Source organism: Luteolibacter sp., from assembly GCF_039920825.1.
Taxonomy (GTDB): Bacteria; Verrucomicrobiota; Verrucomicrobiia; order Verrucomicrobiales; family Akkermansiaceae; genus Luteolibacter.
On the sequence record NZ_JBDSCX010000008.1, the window covers coordinates 64,811 to 81,698 of the forward strand.

Here is a 16,888-nt window from a genome sequence, read left to right on the forward strand (position 1 = left end):
ACCGCCGCTCCTCCTTCGCCTGACATTCAGAACCAACTCCGACGGTCACAGACCGCCGCTACAAATTTTCAAAATGGACCTACTTCGCTTCACTACCGCCGGCTCCGTCGATGACGGCAAATCCACCCTCATCGGACGCCTTCTTTATGATTCCAAATCCATCTTCGAGGATCAACTCGAAGCCATGGAGGAATCTTCCCGCCGCCGCGGCGACGAAAACGTCAACCTCGCGCTGCTAACCGACGGGCTCAAGGCCGAGCGCGAACAAGGCATCACCATTGATGTCGCCTACCGTTACTTCGCCACACCGAAACGGAAATTCATCATCGCCGACACTCCGGGCCACATCCAGTACACCCGGAACATGGTGACCGGTGCCTCCACCGCCAACGTCGCCATCATTCTAATCGATGCCCGCAAGGGAGTCATCGAGCAGACGAAGCGTCACAGCTTCATCGCCAACCTGCTGCGCATCCAGCACCTCGTCGTCGCCGTCAACAAGATGGACCTCGTCGATTACTCCGAAGAGGTCTATAACAACATCGTCCAGGATTTCCGCGACTTCGCGTCGCGCCTCGACAACATCGTCGAAATCACCGACATCCCGATCTCCGCGCTCAACGGTGACAACGTTGTGGACAAGTCCGAGCACATGCCTTGGTATCAAGGTCCGACCTTCCTCTATCACCTCGAAAACGTCTACGTCGGCGGTGAGGAAAACCACGTCGATGCCCGTTTCCCGGTGCAATGGGTGATCCGCCCGATGAGCGACGAGTGGCATGATTTCCGCGGCTATGCAGGCCGCGTCGCCGGCGGCGTTTTCAAACCCGGCGACGAGGTCACCGTGTTGCCATCCGGTTTCACCACCCACGTCAAAGCCATCCACAGCCCCGACGGCGAACAGGAAGAGGCCTTCGCCCCGCAGTCCGTCTGCATCACCCTAACAGAAGAAATCGACATCTCGCGCGGCGACACGTTGGTGAAGACCAACAACCCGCCACGAGTCGAACAGGACATTGAGGCAATGATCTGCTGGTTTTCCGCCAAGCCGATGCCGCCCAAGGCCAAGCTGGTGATCCGCCACACAACTCAGGAAACCAAGGCGATCATCCAAGACGTCAAATATCACGTCGATATCAACACCCTTCACAAAATCGAAGGCGTGGACGGCTTCGCCATGAACGACATCGGCCGCATCTCACTACGCACCGCCGTGCCGCTCATCCACGATTCATATCGCCGTAACCGCATCACCGGCTCCTTCATCCTGATCGACCCCGGCACCAACGAAACCGTCGCCGCGGGAATGATCATCTGACGGGTGAACGCTGAAACACCGTGACGCGGGAATGTTAGATCATTCCCGCGAACCCGGCCTGATTTTTCGATAGGCTGTTCAGAGAGTTTCGGCTTTCACTCCGCCATTCTTCCTCTTCGCCAGCCAGCCGCGGACGAGATGGGTGAAAACCGCTCCCACCACGATCAGCGAGATTCCCGTTAGGGCTGGCATCAGTTTGCCATCGGCCAAGCCCACACCGCTGAGGACGATGCCGGTGCCGATGACTCCGCTGCACAAAAGGGACACCGGCAGATAGAGGAAAAACGGGGGCCGCATGAATCCCAGCACATAGTTCTGCACGAAAAACGGGAATCCGGGGGTCAGCCGCATGATGAGGATCAATTTCAGATGATCTCCACGCGGCAGATCGGGAATTCGGAACGATCCGGTGGCCAAAAACTTCTCCACCCATCCGCGCCCCGGCCGGGCCGCCACCCAATAGGTCCAGGACAGGTTCAGTGCCATCGCCAGCAAACACAGCAGGCACGCCATCACCGGACGCTCCCGCCACACCACGCCCGCCGTAAACAGCAAGGCGCTCGTCGGAATCGGCAAAGCGGGGAGAAAAACGATCGCCCAGAATAGTGCCGCCGGATGACGGGCGAGATAGGCGTTGCAGCGCTGCCATAGAGATTTCAATTGGGCCAAATCCACCCCGGATTTCCAAGCCATCCACCCGGCAACCAGGGCGATCACCAGCAAACCACCGATTCCAAATCTTACCCGTCGGTCCGCCAAAAGCTTCCAAATCGTCGCCATCCGGGCCGCACCATTCATTCCGGCCCGTTGATTGGCAAGAATTCATCCAGCCCGTAAATCATCCTCCGAAATCCCCAGCCCCACCGTTCCCGGATGCGGGCTTTTTCTTTGTTCATTTTTTCTTGAACAATTATTTGCCCAAATCAAGCTCGCCAGCGCGTGATCCTAGGGATCTGCCGACGGATATTCTCGAAAAACTCACCCGGTCACTGGTCCACGCAAGACCACAACCAAGGGCGGCAGCGTGTCCGGCCCGCCTCCTCACCCATCCATGCGCATCCTCATCACAGGCGGTTCCGGCTTCATCGGCAGCCATCTGGTCGACCATTTTCAAGGACTCGCGGAAATTGTGGTGCTCGACAACTTGCGTTCCGGTCACCGTCAGAACCTCGCCGGACTGGAGTATGAATTCATTGACGGTAGCGTGACCGATCCGGAAGCCGTCGGCAGGGCCATGAAAGGCGTGGAAATCGTCTTCCATCTTGCGGCGATGATTTCCGTGCCGGAGTCGATGGAAAATCCTCGTGAATGTCTGAAAATCAATGGAATAGGACTACTCAACGTTCTCGAAGCCGCTGCTGACGCAGGTGTTCGAAAGGTCGTACTTGCCAGCTCCGCCGCCATTTATGGTGACAACCCTGTCGTGCCTAAATGCGAACCGATGCTGCCCGAGCCGAAAAGCCCCTACGCCATCACCAAGCTTGACGGCGAATATTATCTCGAACTCTTCCGCCGCGCCGGCAAGCTCGACACCGCTTCCGTTCGCTTTTTCAATGTTTTTGGTCCCCGCCAGGACCCCAAAAGCGCTTACGCTGCCGCGGTTCCCATTTTCATGCAAAACGCTCTCGCCAATGAGGATCTTGCCATTTTCGGCAATGGCGAGCAAACCCGGGACTTCGTCCACGTCAAGGATGTGGTCTCCGCCATGGTTCACGTCGCGACCCACCGGGATCTCAACGGCACGTTCAATGTCGGGTATGGCACTAGCATAACCGTTTCCGAGCTCGCCAATTATATCATCCGCCTCTCCGGCTCATCTTCCAAAATCGTCCATTTCCCCGAACGCCCGGGTGACGTGAGGCATTCCCGGGCCTCCATCGACAAGCTCCTCGCCACCGGCTTCCGCCACGCCAGTTCCCTCGAACAAGGCCTCGCGGAAACCTTGGATTACTTCCGTTCCGGCGGGATCAGGTAGTCGCATGCAGTGTGCTGTCCGTCGTCGCATTCACCGGGGCTCGAACGATTTTCCACTACTTCCGGCTGACTTCTTTTCCGCACCATGGATTCCAATAAAATCAAGCTGATCCTGATCCTGGCTGCGGCCTTGTTCGGAGCCCTTTACCTCGGCATCGCGGCGGCCACCGCCCAATTCGAGGCCGTATTGTGGGTGGTGGGTGGAGTGGGAATCACCGTCTGTCTGGCGCTCGGCCGAAGGATCTGGCTGCTGCTGCCATTCGCAAGTTCCATCGGCCTCGTCCTTCCGCTGCCCGGAAGCTTCTCCACCATCTTTATGACCGAGGCCGTGGTGATCGGCTTCTGCTCCATGTTGTTCTTCACCCGGCGGCTGCCGCTGCAGTTCAAGTTCACCGAGCTGGAGTTCTGGTGCTTGTTGTTCGTTCTCTCGGTGGCTCAGGCTTACATGCGCAACCCGGTCGGACTCAACATCTTCGGTTCCTCCACCGTCGGGGCGAAACCCTATGCCGTGCTGGTGATGCTGACTCTTACTGCCACCTTGCTCATGGTGTTGAAGATCGAACCCAAGGAGCTGAAATGGTGGGTCACTATCACCATGGTTGCCACGTGGGCGAATTTCGCCCTCGGAATCGTCTCCAAGCTGGTCCCTTCCATTGGCTATTTCCTACACGCCAGTTTTGCCACCGATGCCTCGGATGGAGATAGCTCCGGAAGTCGTGATGCCTTGGATGAAGGGGCGGCAAGCCGGATAGCCTTTGTCAGATTGATTTCGATAAACCTAGCCAACTGGATCTCAAGCAGGATTTCCCCGCTGGTCGCCAGCTTCAGCCCTCTTTGGGCTCCTTTGGTCATCTTCACGATCGTCGGAGCGGCTTACAGCGGCTATCGATCCCAGCTTGCCACCGTGGCGATGACCTACCTGGTCGGCGTGTATTACCGGGGCGGGCTCCGGCAGGTGGTGCTATCCTTTTTCCTCGGGGCCGCCGGTCTCGTCCTCCTGGCACTCGTCAACCTGATCTCCCCGCTGCCACCCAACGTCCAACGGGCGCTCACCTTCCTTCCCGGCACTTGGGAACAACGCTACAAGGACGATGCGAAGGGCTCGACCGATTGGCGGACGGAACTGTGGATGGAGGCCCTCAAGAGTGACAAATACATCCGCAACAAGCTCTTGGGAGATGGTCTCGGCATGAGCATGGAGCAACTTCAACAGACCCTGTTCCTGCAGGATAAATTGGGAGAAAGCTCCTCTGGATTCGATTATCACCGTGAGTCGATCCTGATCAGCGGGGACTACCACAGCGGCCCGGTGCAAACCATCCGCACCTGCGGTTATCTGGGGCTGGCGATTCTGGTCATCGGGATGTTCCGAGTCACGGTTCACGCCCATCGCCAGATCATTCGCTGCCGAAATACCGAATGGTACGGCACCGCGCTGTTCATCGGCAATGTTTACATCTGGCTGCCTTTGGGGTGGATTTTCATCTTTGGTTCATTTTCCGGCGGAGCGGACGCACTCCTCATGGGTGCGGCGATGGTCCGGATGTTGGAGAAGAATCTTCCCATTCCCCACTATGTGGTGAGGAAGCGGGAACCGTTCGTCCTCGGTCAGCATCGGGCAAGTTCCGCTGATGAACAAAAGCCGATACAAGGTTGATCGGCCCCCTGCGCCTGAGCCTCCCGACACCTTGGGAGTTGACCGCCATCCCGCATGATGCAACTCGGCTCCATTTTTTCCATCCTGTCGGGCGACCAGCGGCACCGCGTCTACGGTCTGCTCGGGCTGATGGTTATCGGCATGATCGTCGAGACAGTCGGCATCGGGTTGGTGGTGCCGGCCATCGCCCTGTTTATGGAGGAGGACATGGGTGCCGCCTATCCATGGCTTCGCCCGTTTCTTTCCTTCATCGGATCCCCCGGCAGGCAACAGCTTGTCGTCTGGGGCATGGGGTTGCTGATCGCGGTCTATCTGGTAAAAACGCTGTTCCTAGCCTTTCTTGTCTGGAAGCAAAACCAGTTTAACAACCGGATCCAGGTCCAGCTTTCCCAACAGCTTTTCAAACTCTACCTGAGGCAACCCTACACCTTTCACCTCCAGCGGAATTCCGCTCAGTTGATCCGCAACATTGTCAACGAAGTCGGCTATTTCCTCAACACCGGCTTGAGCTCGGTGATGACCCTGATGACCGAGCTGCTGGTGCTGGTCGGGATCATTACGCTGCTCCTGTTCGTCGAACCGTTGGGAACCTTGGGAATTGTGTTGGTGGTAGGCGGTGCCTGCCTCTTGTTTCAAAAGTTCACCAAGGCACGGGTCATCCAGTGGGGTCACCTCCGCCAAATTCACGACGGACTCCGGATCCAGCAGGTCCAGCAAGGACTCGGTGGAGCGAAGGACGTCAAGCTTCTGGGCCGCGAAGAGGATTTCCTCCACCAATATTCCGTTCACAACCAGGCGACCGCCCGGGCGTCGGTCAACCTGTCCATCCTCCAGTCCATGCCCCGCCTGTGGCTGGAACTGATGACAATCATCGGTCTGGCCACCATCGTTCTGATCATGGTGGCCCAAGGCAAACAATCCGCCGCCGTCATTCCCACCCTGGGACTGTTCGCCGCCGCGGCCTTCCGCCTGCTTCCCTCCATCACCAAAATCATGGTCGCCGCCCAATCGGTCCGCTTCGGGGAGAGCGCCATCAAGATGCTGAAGCAGGAACTCGGCCTCGAAACACCCTTCGTGTCTGATAAGACGGAACCCTTCCCTCTCACGGAACGCATCGAACTCCGCAAGATCTCCTTCAGCTATCCCTCCGCCACCCGGCAAGCAATCAACGACCTTTCCCTAGCCATCCGGCGCGGTGAAACTGTCGGGATCGTCGGCCCCAGCGGTTCCGGCAAAAGCTCGCTGGTGGATGTGATTCTCGGCCTGCTCCCCCCCGACGCGGGGCAGATCCTCATCGACGGTCACGACGTCCGCGACTGCATGCGCGGCTGGCAGGACCAGATCGGCTACGTGCCGCAATCGATTTTCCTCACCGACGACACCCTGCGCCGCAACATCGCCTTTGGTCTGGCAGCCGATCAAATCGACGAAGCGGCGGTGGTGAAGGCGATGAAATCCGCCCGCCTTGACGAGTTCGTGAGCACCCTTCCGGACGGTCTTCAAACCATCGTTGGCGAGCGGGGAATCCGGCTGTCGGGTGGCCAGCGCCAGCGGATCGGCATCGCCCGCGCCCTCTATCATGACCCCGGGGTCATTGTCCTCGACGAGGCCACCAGCGCGCTCGACGGTTCCACCGAGTCCGAGGTCATGGACGCCATCCACGCGCTGCGGGGATCAAAAACGGTGATCATCGTCGCCCATCGCCTGTCCACCGTGGAAAGCTGCGACCGCATCTTCCGCATGGAAGCCGGAAAATTGGTGGAAACCGGAACTCCCGCAGAAATCCTCCACAAGCTCGCCGCCGACAATTCACGGCCGCCTGTCGATCTCGGAATCACCGCATAAGATCCTCCTGTTATATCGTCGCCGGGGCCTGCATCAATCCCGACACCCCATCACCGATCACCAGAGTGTGAATCAATTCACCTTTTGGGCACATCTGAATCGGCAAACTGCAAACACTCAATTCAACCATGCATCCGGAATTTAGAATCGCTGACAGATTGATCGGATACGATCACGATCCGCTCGTCATCGCAGAGATCGGAATCAATCACGAAGGATCACTGGAGACCGCGATCGAAATGGTTGATGCCGCTCACAAATCAGGCGCGGAAATCATCAAACACCAGACCCACATCGTTGACGATGAAATGAGTGGTGCCGCGAAACTGGTTATTCCGGGTAACGCCACGGAATCCATCTATGAAATCATGCGCCGATGCGCCCTTTCAGAAGAGGATGAATCCAGTCTCAAGGATTACGTTGAATCCAAGGGAATGATATTCATCAGCACGCCATTCTCACGGGCAGCAGCGATGAGGCTCAGGCAGATGGAAATACCGGCCTACAAGGTCGGTTCCGGCGAGTGCAACAACTATCCCCTGATTGAGCTGATCGCGTCGTTCGGGAAACCTGTGATCCTGAGCACCGGAATGAACACCATTCTCAGCATCTCCAAGGCCGTTGATATTTTTCGGAAGCACCGCGTGCCCTACGCGTTGTTGCACTGCACCAACGTCTATCCGACGCCGCCACACCTGGTCCGTCTGGGAGCGATCAATGAACTCGCGAATCACTTTCCCGATGCGGTTCTGGGACTTTCCGATCACACCACCTCGAACTATCCTTGCCTGGGTGCTGTCGCCGTCGGGGCCTCCATCCTCGAGCGCCATTTCACCGATCACATGCAGCGCCCCGGACCGGACATCGTTTGTTCCATGGACGCTGACGCCATGAAGGAACTCATTGAAGGGTCAAAAATCATCAAACAGGCAAGAGGCGGCTCCAAAGGCCCTGTGAAAGAGGAGGAGGTCACCATTGATTTCGCCTATGCGTCGGTGGTGACCATCCGTCCGGTTCAATCCGGGGAGGTTTTCACCAAGGACAATCTCTGGGTAAAGAGGCCCGGAACCGGCGAACTTCCGGCGGAAAAATATGAATCCGTCCTAGGCAAGACGGCCGCCCGTGACATCCCCGATGATTCCCTGCTGAGCAGTTCCGACATCTCGGCAGACATCTGATCCGCACTCGAACAGCGCGACTGTCCCGGATTTTTCCGGAATTAAAAAACCTTACAATCTCACATGAAACGAATCGTCTTTCTGACAGGCACCCGAGCGGACTTCGGAAAACTCAAATCTCTCATCGAAATCACATCCGCGGATGAGAGTTTCGAGGTTCACCTGTTTGTCACCGGGATGCACCTCAGCAAGAAATATGGGAGCACCGTGGATGAAATCATCAAATGCGGCTACCGGAACATCTACCAATATATCAACCAAACCACGGAGGAAACCATGGACCACACCCTCGCAAGGACGGTGGTCGCATTCTCGGATTACGTGAAACACATCAATCCGGATCTGATTGTCGTCCACGGTGACCGTTTGGAAGCACTGGCCGGAGCGATCGTTGGCGCATTCAACAACATTCTCGTGGCACACATCGAGGGCGGGGAGGTCTCGGGAACGGTCGATGAACTCACCCGGCATGCCATCAGCAAATTGAGTCACGCGCATTTTGTCTCAAACGAGACCGCTAGACGTCGGTTGATTCAAATGGGAGAGCGATCGGAGAGCGTCCACGTGATCGGTTCGCCGGATGTGGACGTCATGATGTCCGATAGTCTGCCGGATCTCGCTGACGTCAAACGACACTATGAAATCGGGTTTGATGACTACGCGGTATTGCTCTTCCACCCGGTCACCACCGAAGTTGAACTCCTGGACGCTCAGGCCAAGGACCTGGTAAACGCTGTCCTTGAATCGAATCTGAATTATGTGGTGATCTACCCGAACAACGACATGGGCTCATCGCTGATCATTCACCACTATCAAAGGCTTCTCGGAAACCCGAGATTCAGGATCTTCCCATCAATCCGCTTTGAGAAATTCCTCGTTCTCCTGAAAAACGCGTCTTTCATCGTTGGCAATTCCAGTGCCGGTATCCGCGAGGCTCCCTATTACGGACTGCCGACCGTGAACATCGGCTCCCGACAGAGCAACCGCGCGGGCGACAATTCGAATATCATCCATTGCGGGTGCGGACGCGCGGAGATTCTGGAAGCAATCCGGATGGCGCTGGCTCTCCCCCACTTGCCAACCCTCAATCCATTTGGAACCGGCAACAGCGCTGAACTCTTCTTCCGCGCGGTTACCGACGACGTATTCGCGAAAATCAACAGACAGAAGCAATTTGTCGATACCGCGCACACGGTCTAGACCGTCGGCAAATCCGCCGTTTCCGACCTGAATTCACGATCCCTAAATTCGATCCCATGAAACCGCGAATCATCGCACGCATCGACGTCAAAAACGAACATGTGATCAAAGGCATCCATTTGGAAGGCCTCCGGAAAGTCGGTGATCCCAACGAACTGGCCCGCAAATACTATGATGCGGGAATCGACGAAATCCTGTTCATGGACGCGGTTGCCAGCCTCTACGGCCGCAACAATCTGTTTGATATCATCCAGAGGGCTTGCAGGGAAATATTCATCCCTATCACCATCGGAGGCGGAATCCGCTCCGTCAGTGACATCGAAATGGCCCTGAAATCCGGCGCGGACAAGGTTGCCATCAACACCCAGGCCGTTAGAACCCCGGACATCATCAGGGAGGCGTCCAGGATTTACGGCTCCCAGTGCATCGTCGCGTCCGTCGAGGCAAAGCGCAAACCTAACGGCTGGGAGGTCTATGTGGACAATGGACGGCAGGAAACCGGAGTCGATGTCATCGAATGGATCAAGAAACTGCAGGACTTGGGCGCGGGAGAAATCCTGCTGACGTCCATCGATCAGGAAGGTACCAAAAAAGGATTCGACCTGCCATTGTGCAAGGCGGTTTCACGAGTTGCCCATGTTCCGATGATCGTTTGCGGAGGTGCAGGCAACCTGCGGCACATTGGAGACTTGTGGGGCAACGTTCAGGTCGATGCGTTGGCCGTCGCATCCGTACTTCATTACAACCTTCTCAACATTGCCGAGATCAAATCCGAAATCTCCTCGTGCTCCCGTTTAGCCTCCGCTTGATGATGCCAACCGCCCAATCCAATCGTAAGTCGTGACCGCTTCTCCCATTGCAATTCTGGATTACGGGATCGGGAACATTCGAAGCATTTCCAATGCAGTCGAATCTGTTGGAGCCGTTCCGCTGCTGACCCGGGATCCATCCGAAATCATCACGGCAAGGGCATTGATCTTTCCCGGCGTGGGAGCTTTTTCCCACGGCATGGATAACCTCGCTGCTTTTGATCTGATCGATGTCATCCACCGCTTTGTGCAAACCGGCAAGCCCTTCCTGGGAATATGTTTGGGCATGCAGATGCTGTTTGATGGAAGCGAGGAATTCGGAAACACCAGAGGCTTGGGATTGATCAAGGGCATGGTCAGACAAATGCCATTTTCAAGCCAAGGCACCTGCAAGCTGCCCCACATCCGCTGGAATTCCATCCGTGAACCCCACTCCGGGCGTTGGGACAATACCCTCCTGGCGGGGACAACCGCGGAGGAGGAAATGTACTTCGTACACAGCTTCGTGGGCATGCCTGAACGCCAGGAAGACGTGCTCGCCACCACAGACTACGGAGATTGCCGGTTTTGTTCCGCCGTGCAGCATGACAACATCTACGGAATGCAGTTTCATCCCGAAAAGAGCCGCGCCAGCGGTCTGAGAATTCTCAGGAACTTCACCCAATTGACCCTCAGCTAAATCCTACCCATGCCCGATCAACTAGAAGCCTATTTCGGACTTCCCACAAAAGTGAAATTTTGCAGGAAGTGTGTCATCTCCAACCAGCGTCCGAGCTCCACCGTCGAATTCAAACACACGAAGGACGAGAAAAAGCAAGTCATCGGATTTGATGATGAGGGCGTTTGCTCGGCCTGTCGTTACCATGAGGAAAAGGAACGGAATATCGATTGGGAGACCCGGGAACAAACCCTCTTGAAACTCCTCGATAAGTTCCGTCGCGATGACGGCGGATATGACGTCATCGTTCCGGGCAGCGGAGGCAAGGACAGCGCCTTCACCTCCCATATCCTGAAATACAAATACGGGATGAATCCCCTCACCGTCACGTGGTCCCCCCACGTCTACACGGAGATCGGTTGGAAGAACTTTGAGGACTGGATGCATGTGGGCGGTCACGACAACATGCTTTACACTCCGAACGGCAAACTCCACCGCCTCCTCACAAAACTGGCGTTCCACAATCTGCTCCATCCGTTCCAGCCATTCATCGTCGGCCAACGCATCATCGGTCCTGCCATGGCCGCCCGCCATGGGGTCCAGTTGGTGATGTATGGTGAGAACCAGGCGGAATATGGGAACAAGGTGGACGAGAACAACATCCCCACGATGAATGAGAAATTTTTCTCGGTGGACGATCCGCGCGAAATGCGGTTGGGCGGACTGACCGTGAATGAGATCATCGCCCGACACGGATATTCATTCAACGATTTCACTCCCTACGTCCCTCCGCGCGAGGACTACCTCAAGTCCAAGAATGTGTCAGTCCATTACCTGGGTTACTATCTCAAATGGGATCCTCAGGAATGCTATTATTATGCCGCGGAACACACGGGTTTCACGGCCAATACCGAGCGTACCGAAGGCAGCTACAGCAAATACAGCAGCATCGACGACAAGATTGATCCGTTTCACTATCTCACCACACTCATCAAGTTTGGTATCGGTCGCGCAACCTACGACGCAGCGCAGGAAGTGAGGAATGGCAAGATCACCCGTGAGGAAGGTGTGACTCTGGTCCAGAAGTTCGATCAGGAGTTCCCCCAGAAATTCTTCCCTGAATTCCTCGACTATATTGACACGTCCGAGGAGGATTTTTGGAAGACCATCGAAAGGTTCCGCTCACCCCACCTGTGGAACAAGGTCGGATCGGATTGGAAATTGCGCCACACGGTCTCACTGGACGGCACCGATGATTAACAACCTCAAGGTGCTCGCGATCATTCCGGCACGCGGCGGCTCCAAGGGACTTCCGGACAAGAACATCGTTCAACTGAATGGATTGCCTCTCATTGCCTATTCGATCTTGGCCGCGCAAAAGTCGCGTTACGTGGATCTCTGTCTGGTTAGTTCGGATAGTCCGAGAATTCTTGACGTGGCGCAGGCATACCATTCAGCGGTCATTCGAAGACCGGATGAACTGGCTTCCGACACCGCGAGCAGCGAGAGTGTGGTCAGGCATGCGATTTCCATCTATGGCGATTTTGAACTGATCCTTCTGCTTCAGCCGACATCCCCCCTGCGAACGGCGCGCGACATTGATTCCTGCATCGAATCATTGGCAAGCAGCGATGCCACCGCGCTGATCAGCGTGTATGAACCCAGGCATACGCCATTCAAGTGCTTCAAGCTGGGCGAGGACGGATTCGTCACGGGACTTGTGGATAACAGGACTCCGTTCATGCGGCGGCAGGATTTGCCGATGGCACTCATGCCGAATGGCGCGATCTACCTCATCCACCAGAAGAATTTCCTGTCGACCGGATCATTGATCACCGACAAGACGATTCCTTACGTGATGAGCATCGAAGCCAGCGAGGACATTGACTCGCCCGACGATTTGAAACGGGTTTCGCTCCTGCTTTCCCAATCCGGTCATTCATCCACAACTGAAGGTTTGTGATCGAGCACATGGTCACGCAATCACATTTCATTCATCCCATCATTCCATGAAAGAAAATCTCGAACTCGAGGCCGAGGCATTTGACCACCAGATCATTGAACGTGTCCAAAACGGTCATGTCCCGGATTTGCGCTACTGCACTCCGTGCGACTATTTCTACAACAATTCCTGGCGGCGGCCGGAGTACGTCGCATTGGATATGGGCGAGCAGTTCGCGAGAATTCATGCGAGCCTGACCATTAGCTTCGGCATTCGCCCGCTACGCATTCTCGAAGTGGGATGCGGTCCCGGATTCATCTCCCTCGAGCTATCCAGGGCTGGTCATTCCGTGGTAGGCATGGACCTGTCCCCCGAGTGCATTCGCGTCGCGGAGCAGGTCGCTGACAAGGATCCGCACATTGGCGAGCGCGGGGATCTGAAATACATTGTGGGTGATTTCTTTTCAAATGATCACGTGACGACATCCACTTTCGACGCCGTGGTATTTGTGGGCGCGCTGCACCACTTCAAGGATCAGGATCAGGTGATGCGGAGGGTTCACGAACTGCTTGTTCCTTCCGGAATTGTGATCGCCCACGAACCGACCCGGGATCGGGTCTCGATCTCAAACGCCTCGATAGTCCACCTGTTGACCCGCCTCTTGTCGGCTGGCGGTGGCTACTTTGACGCGCAGCCTCTTCCACAGAATTCCGAACAGTTGAAAAACGAGGTGAATCTCATCTTGAACAAGCTGCGCTATGAATCGGAGAACGGTGAGAAGCTTCAGTCCGTGAACGACAATGACGCCGGCCATCCCGAAATGACCGGAGCCTTGAGATCCAGGTTTTCTGAAATCGAATATGATGAGGTTTCGGGGTTCTATCACGAGGTGATCGGCGGATTGCGCTTCCCGGAAACCCTCAACGCGGAGGTGGCGAAATATATCCGGGAGATGGACAGGCTCATGTGCGGTTGCGGAGTCGTGAACAGCACCGAATTCTATTTTGTGGGGAAGAAGTGATCAAAAGCACGGCCTTCCGTTCAACATCATTTTCGAGACGTAGGGATCGCCCTGAGATTTTGATTTGATTCTCGCCCGCATCCTCGCACTTTGCTTTCTAACATCGAATCGCCGGAAAAGCCAGGCAGTGATCCATTGCTTTTACATCTACTCCGGCATCGTCGCCCGGATGGTCCCGTCCATCATCGCCCACCTGGAATTGAACCCGGAAGAGGTGGTCATCGTCACCGACCGCTCCCAGACATCCACCTCCGTCTCACCCGGCTGGAACTCCGAGAATGCCGGATTCAGTCCCTTGCTCAACCGGTGGCGGACCCTGCCCTGCGACTGGCGCACTATTCTTGAGAACAGCAACCGAATCAGGGAGATCACCGGAAACCGCGAATTCGTCGCTTACCTGCCCTCTCCCTCGGACACGATCTGCCAGCAAATCCTCTGGCACCCGCTCTGCCAGCGCTATTGGCTGATCGAGGAAGGACTCGGATCGTATTGCCCGCCGGGAGTCAGCCCGGTCCACCTGAAGCCCTTCACCCGCTTTCAGGAACTCCAGTTGGGTGCCCGGATCCGTGCACTTGGCCGGATCGCCCCCACCACCACCGACTATCCTCACTGGCCATCGAAATACGCGGGGGCGTTTGGTTCCAACGCCGCCACTTTTCCAGATTTCCCCGCGCCCGTCATCAACCTCAATCACCCGCTCTATCAACCGGTCTCCAGCCCGATCACCCGGCTCGTAGTTTTCGACGATTTCTCCGCATTCCATCCGGACCTGCGGACGGCCTATCTCGAAATTGTTCGCGAGGTCGTCGCCAACGAACACGAGGGAGGCGACCATTGGGCCTACAAGCTCCATCCGCGCTGCGCCGCATGGCCGGAGCTGCGGGAACAAGCGCGGGCGATCTTCCACCAATCCCTGCCGCAGGGCACTCCCTGCGATGCCCTTCCGCCGGACGCCTGTGCCGAGGACCTCGGACTTTCGCGCTTGGTGACCACCTACGGATACATGTCATCCTGTCTGTTCTACATTCACCAGTGCGGCGGCAAAGTGGCCAGTTTCAAACACCTTCTGGAAAACCGCGAACCGCGGTTCCGCGCCTCCTGGCAGCGCTTCTTTCCACCCGTCCTCGATCCCCTCGTCGGCGGATACCGGATGCTGGGGGAAAATCACTTTCACCAACCGTCGATCCGAGCCGTAACCGAAATCGGTTGACGTCCAATGAAATCGCATCTTGTGCCGCAGCCTCAAATACCCCCTTCTGCCAAAAGATATGAAGGACTGGATCAGTTGCGCGGACTTCTCGCTTTTTCGGTGATGGTCTATCACTATGCCGAGTGGCATCGGCTGCCGCTCCCTTGGCATATCCAGCGTCCGCTCAACCTTCTGGGAATTTATGCGGTTTGCACCTTCTACACCCTCAGCGGATCCGCCCTCTATATTGTCTATCGGAATCGTGAAATCAACAGGTCCTTCGCATCAGAATTCTGGATCAAACGGGTATTCCGGATCATCCCGCTTTTCTGGCTGGTTTCCACCATCGCTCTGTTGACTGAAACCAGCTCCGCTGACTGGAACTTGTGGAAAATATTCCTGAACTACTCACTCCTTTTTTCTTGGATTGATCCCCATGCCTATTTCGCAACCGGCGCATGGTCGATCGGCAATGAATGGGCGTTTTACACGCTTTTCCCTCTAATTCTCTGGTCCACGCGCTCGCGTGTCTCAAGCGGGCTTCTGATCGCAGCCGTCATTCTCGTCACCTCCTGGTATGCATTCCACGTATTGAGTCCCGCTCATTCCGTGGAGGAACAGTGGAAATCCTACATCCAGCCCCTCAACCATTTGATTCTCTTCAGCTTTGGGGTGGTAATCGGTCCTTCGATGGTGAGAGCCAGACTCCATCCCACATTCCCGGCAAGAGTCTATGGCGCGGCGCTGGTCTTCATCCTGGCTTCCTACCTGGCTGAAGTCCCGACATGGGTATCTGGATTCGGCCGATTCCTGCTTGTCGCAGTATGTCTGGTTTGCTGCCAGGGATTTGCGGTCACCCAATTGAAGAAAGGAAATCTATCGAAATCACTCACCTTCCTCGGTTCGATCTCATACACGATGTATCTGATGCATCCGATCGTTCATCACGGAATCAGCAAGGTCGGAGGCAAGATTCAAAGTATCATTGGTAAATCATCGATTGGCGATGGGGTGCTCTCGGGGGTCGTGTTTTCTGGATCCGTTATTGCCACTATTTTCATTTCTATGGTGGTTTACCGCTATCTTGAGACTCCCGCCATCGCACTTGGCAAACGACTTTCAAAAAGTTCGAAACTATCAGCCCTCGTCAACCGGAAGCTGTCCAGTCCCGTCAACTGACTATTATTAATTACCGCTCCATTCGTAGGACAGGACTCGATACCCAAATTCAATATGTCGAAAATTGGAAACCGACTCCTCCCACTGATCGAAAAGCTAAGTGGCCGCGCTCCACTCTGCCCGTTGAGTTCGGCCACCTCTCTCTTGGGTTCGCAAACCGTGGGCGTCCATCCTCCGCCGCAGTCGATCGAGACCGTGGAAACGGCAGGTCGGCGGAAGCTGCTGGAGTTTGGCGGCAAGCATCGATTCTGGTTTCCCACAGGAATGGACGAATCCGCCGAATTATGGAGCGAATATTTGGTGGGTTTCTGGAACCATCCGATGAACTTCCACCAATATACGAGAGGCGGCGTGACCCTGGGCTCCGGGGATGTGGTGCTGGATTGCGGTGCCTGCGAAGGATTTTTCACCCGCGCGGCGCTGGAGGCGGGAGCGGTCAAGGTGATTTGTGTGGAGCCATCGTCCGCCATGGCGGATTGTCTGCGGGCAACCTTTCGCGATGAAATCGCCGAAGGCCGGGTGGTGGTCGCGCCGGTGGCACTTGGTTCCTTTTCCGGCAGCGCGGGATTCGCCAGCGCGGAGGACGATGCCTTCGCCGGCCATTTCGAAGGCGGAGGCGGCGATACGGTGGAAGTTACGACATTGGCGGAACTGGCCAAGGAACATGGCAAGCCGACTTTCATCAAGATGGATCTCGAAGGCAGCGAATATCAGGCACTTTCCGGGGGTGTGGAATTTCTGAGGGAGTCCCATCCCAAATTGGGAATTACGACCTATCACAATCCCTGGGACTTCGCGGTGATCTCCTCCCTGCTCGAAGGGGTGGGTTATTCCAACGTCAGACCCTACGGAGTCACACTTCGTGGTGAGAGCACCCCGCGTCCGGTGATGGTGCATGCCTGGTGAATCCTGCCATGC

15 protein-coding genes are annotated in these 16,888 nt (G+C 56.1%); 14 read left to right on the forward strand and 1 reads right to left on the reverse strand.

Features of this window, described 5'->3' with window-relative positions:
* Positions 1-73 precede the first annotated feature (73 nt).
* A complete protein-coding gene (gene cysN, locus ABIQ96_RS01495; protein ID WP_348212761.1) occupies positions 74-1,318 on the forward strand; it encodes a sulfate adenylyltransferase subunit CysN in 1,245 nt (414 codons plus the stop codon).
* 78 nt (positions 1,319-1,396) lie between these two features.
* Here the strand turns inward: cysN and ABIQ96_RS01500 are convergent, their stop codons facing one another.
* Complete coding sequence (locus ABIQ96_RS01500) at positions 1,397-2,011, reverse strand: VTT domain-containing protein (RefSeq protein WP_348212762.1); 615 nt, start codon at positions 2,009-2,011, stop codon at positions 1,397-1,399.
* 358 nt (positions 2,012-2,369) lie between these two features.
* Between ABIQ96_RS01500 and ABIQ96_RS01505 the strand changes: the two genes are divergently transcribed.
* The 13 genes from ABIQ96_RS01505 to ABIQ96_RS01565 all read left to right on the forward strand — a co-directional run bounded on the left by ABIQ96_RS01505 (position 2,370) and on the right by ABIQ96_RS01565 (position 16,876).
* Positions 2,370-3,293, forward strand: a complete 924-nt coding sequence (locus ABIQ96_RS01505; protein WP_348212763.1) for an NAD-dependent epimerase/dehydratase family protein — start codon at positions 2,370-2,372, stop codon at positions 3,291-3,293.
* A gap of 84 nt (positions 3,294-3,377) precedes the next feature.
* Positions 3,378-4,949 carry a hypothetical protein gene (locus ABIQ96_RS01510; RefSeq protein ID WP_348212764.1) on the forward strand — a complete coding sequence of 524 codons (1,572 nt, stop codon included), beginning with the start codon at positions 3,378-3,380 and terminating at the stop codon, positions 4,947-4,949.
* Between the two features lie 54 nt (positions 4,950-5,003).
* Complete coding sequence (locus ABIQ96_RS01515; protein WP_348212765.1) at positions 5,004-6,794, forward strand: ABC transporter ATP-binding protein; 1,791 nt, start codon at positions 5,004-5,006, stop codon at positions 6,792-6,794.
* A 128-nt stretch (positions 6,795-6,922) separates the two neighbouring features.
* Complete coding sequence (locus ABIQ96_RS01520) at positions 6,923-7,972, forward strand: N-acetylneuraminate synthase family protein (RefSeq protein WP_348212766.1); 1,050 nt, start codon at positions 6,923-6,925, stop codon at positions 7,970-7,972.
* A 63-nt stretch (positions 7,973-8,035) separates the two neighbouring features.
* Positions 8,036-9,172, forward strand: a complete 1,137-nt coding sequence (neuC, locus tag ABIQ96_RS01525; RefSeq protein WP_348212767.1) for a UDP-N-acetylglucosamine 2-epimerase — start codon at positions 8,036-8,038, stop codon at positions 9,170-9,172.
* A 56-nt stretch (positions 9,173-9,228) separates the two neighbouring features.
* A complete protein-coding gene (locus ABIQ96_RS01530; protein ID WP_348212768.1) occupies positions 9,229-9,981 on the forward strand; it encodes an imidazole glycerol phosphate synthase cyclase subunit in 753 nt (250 codons plus the stop codon).
* 31 nt (positions 9,982-10,012) lie between these two features.
* Positions 10,013-10,660: an imidazole glycerol phosphate synthase subunit HisH gene (gene hisH / locus ABIQ96_RS01535; RefSeq protein WP_348212769.1), complete on the forward strand. Its 648-nt coding sequence runs from the start codon at positions 10,013-10,015 to the stop codon at positions 10,658-10,660.
* A 9-nt stretch (positions 10,661-10,669) separates the two neighbouring features.
* Positions 10,670-11,899, forward strand: a complete 1,230-nt coding sequence (locus tag ABIQ96_RS01540; protein ID WP_348212770.1) for an N-acetyl sugar amidotransferase — start codon at positions 10,670-10,672, stop codon at positions 11,897-11,899.
* On the forward strand, positions 11,892-12,602 hold the full coding sequence (locus ABIQ96_RS01545) for an acylneuraminate cytidylyltransferase family protein (protein WP_348212771.1): 711 nt from the start codon (positions 11,892-11,894) through the stop codon (positions 12,600-12,602). Before ABIQ96_RS01540 ends, ABIQ96_RS01545 begins: the two co-directional genes overlap by 8 nt.
* Positions 12,603-12,648: 46 nt before the next feature.
* Positions 12,649-13,602, forward strand: a complete 954-nt coding sequence (locus ABIQ96_RS01550; protein WP_348212772.1) for a class I SAM-dependent methyltransferase — start codon at positions 12,649-12,651, stop codon at positions 13,600-13,602.
* Positions 13,603-13,666: 64 nt separating this feature from the next.
* A complete protein-coding gene (locus ABIQ96_RS01555) occupies positions 13,667-14,812 on the forward strand; it encodes a hypothetical protein (protein ID WP_348212773.1) in 1,146 nt (381 codons plus the stop codon).
* A 6-nt stretch (positions 14,813-14,818) separates the two neighbouring features.
* Positions 14,819-15,970, forward strand: coding sequence for an acyltransferase (locus ABIQ96_RS01560; RefSeq protein ID WP_348212774.1), 1,152 nt, complete (start codon positions 14,819-14,821; stop codon positions 15,968-15,970).
* A gap of 159 nt (positions 15,971-16,129) precedes the next feature.
* Positions 16,130-16,876: an FkbM family methyltransferase gene (locus tag ABIQ96_RS01565; RefSeq protein ID WP_348212775.1), complete on the forward strand. Its 747-nt coding sequence runs from the start codon at positions 16,130-16,132 to the stop codon at positions 16,874-16,876.
* The last annotated feature ends 12 nt before the right edge of the window (positions 16,877-16,888 follow it).

What these genes read in the sequence shown, in the direction of transcription:
- ABIQ96_RS01510 (WP_348212764.1), top strand. Translation starts at nt 3,378, where the DNA reads ATGGATTCCAATAAAATCAAGCTGATCCTGATCCTGGCTGCGGCCTTG.
- ABIQ96_RS01550 (WP_348212772.1), top strand. Translation starts at nt 12,649, where the DNA reads ATGAAAGAAAATCTCGAACTCGAGGCCGAGGCATTTGACCACCAGATC.
- ABIQ96_RS01520 (WP_348212766.1), top strand. Translation starts at nt 6,923, where the DNA reads ATGCATCCGGAATTTAGAATCGCTGACAGATTGATCGGATACGATCAC.
- ABIQ96_RS01540 (WP_348212770.1), top strand. Translation starts at nt 10,670, where the DNA reads ATGCCCGATCAACTAGAAGCCTATTTCGGACTTCCCACAAAAGTGAAA.
- ABIQ96_RS01500 (WP_348212762.1), bottom strand. Translation starts at nt 2,011, where the DNA reads ATGGCTTGGAAATCCGGGGTGGATTTGGCCCAATTGAAATCTCTATGG.
- cysN (WP_348212761.1), top strand. Translation starts at nt 74, where the DNA reads ATGGACCTACTTCGCTTCACTACCGCCGGCTCCGTCGATGACGGCAAA.
- ABIQ96_RS01530 (WP_348212768.1), top strand. Translation starts at nt 9,229, where the DNA reads ATGAAACCGCGAATCATCGCACGCATCGACGTCAAAAACGAACATGTG.
- ABIQ96_RS01505 (WP_348212763.1), top strand. Translation starts at nt 2,370, where the DNA reads ATGCGCATCCTCATCACAGGCGGTTCCGGCTTCATCGGCAGCCATCTG.
- ABIQ96_RS01515 (WP_348212765.1), top strand. Translation starts at nt 5,004, where the DNA reads ATGATGCAACTCGGCTCCATTTTTTCCATCCTGTCGGGCGACCAGCGG.
- ABIQ96_RS01545 (WP_348212771.1), top strand. Translation starts at nt 11,892, where the DNA reads ATGATTAACAACCTCAAGGTGCTCGCGATCATTCCGGCACGCGGCGGC.
- neuC (WP_348212767.1), top strand. Translation starts at nt 8,036, where the DNA reads ATGAAACGAATCGTCTTTCTGACAGGCACCCGAGCGGACTTCGGAAAA.
- ABIQ96_RS01560 (WP_348212774.1), top strand. Translation starts at nt 14,819, where the DNA reads ATGAAATCGCATCTTGTGCCGCAGCCTCAAATACCCCCTTCTGCCAAA.